This window comes from Micromonospora sp. LZ34 (genome assembly GCF_052981855.1).
Genome location: NZ_JBRIQN010000163.1, coordinates 1 through 913, shown reverse-complemented (window position 1 = coordinate 913; position 913 = coordinate 1). Strand labels below are relative to the sequence as shown.

2 protein-coding genes are annotated in these 913 nt (G+C 69.3%); one reads left to right on the top strand and one right to left on the bottom strand.

Annotated elements, in window-relative coordinates; translation table 11 throughout:
* The coding region (locus ACVCAH_RS37950) for a helix-turn-helix domain-containing protein (RefSeq protein WP_447141024.1) at positions 1 to 524 on the bottom strand (524 nt) is incomplete at its 3' end.
* 21 nt (positions 525 to 545) lie between these two features.
* On the opposite strand from ACVCAH_RS37950, the gene ACVCAH_RS37945 reads away from it, so the two are divergent.
* On the top strand, positions 546 to 896 hold the full coding sequence (locus ACVCAH_RS37945) for a hypothetical protein (RefSeq protein ID WP_447141023.1): 351 nt from the start codon (positions 546 to 548) through the stop codon (positions 894 to 896).
* Positions 897 to 913 lie beyond the last annotated feature (17 nt).

The window sequence follows — 913 nt, the reverse complement described above, 5'->3', positions numbered from 1 at the left end:
AAGATCCACGACCGGTGCCGCCAGGGTTTGATCGCATCGGCGGCCAGCCAGCGGGCCACCGTCGAAGCCGAGATGTCGTCCACGACGCCGGCGGCCACCGCCTCATCAGCCAGGTCAGCGGCGCTCCAGCGGGACAGTGGCACCCCACGCTCGGCCGGCAACTCACACGCGAGGGCTTTGACCTGGGCGGCCTGCACATCGGTGAACCGGCGCGGCCGGCCAGGACGCGGCGCATCGGTCAACCCGTCTAGCCGCCTCTGGTAGAACCGGACCCGCCATTTACGCACCGTGTCCACGTGCACCCGCTGATCGGCGGCGATCGCGGTGTTGCTGGCGCCGGCGGCTGCGGCCAGCACGATACGGGCCCGCACGACCAGGCGGTACGCGGTCGTGGGCCGGCAGGCCAGCGCCTGCAGGGCGACACGCTCATCAGTGTCCAAAACGATCGAATAGGGGCTTGGCGGGGGCATCGGCATGTTCTGCCACCGCACCGTCGCCGCGCCGGTACCGACACGCCGCAGCAACGTTGAGGCAGGATGACAGTCGTGGCCAAGCCTCCACCCGAGTCGACCAAGACCAGCCTGCGCCAACGCCTCGCTGAGCACGCCCGTACCCGCTGGCCAGCCCTGGCAGCCGTACCCGTGCGGTATCACGGCGTGTTCGCCTACGTCGACGGCCGGCTCGCTGACGGCACCACCCTGCCGTTATGCCGGCTACGTTACGGCGGCTCGGCCAGCATCTGGGGCTTCGCCATCTACCTCGCCAGCCGCGACGGCTACCAAGACTCCATCCTGCCCAACGGACTGTCCGCCGGCAGCCCCGAAGAAGCCCTCGACTGCGCGTGCGGTCTCTACCTCAACGACCCCACCGCATGGATACGACCCCCGACGAATTAACGGCGCGGGGTACTTAG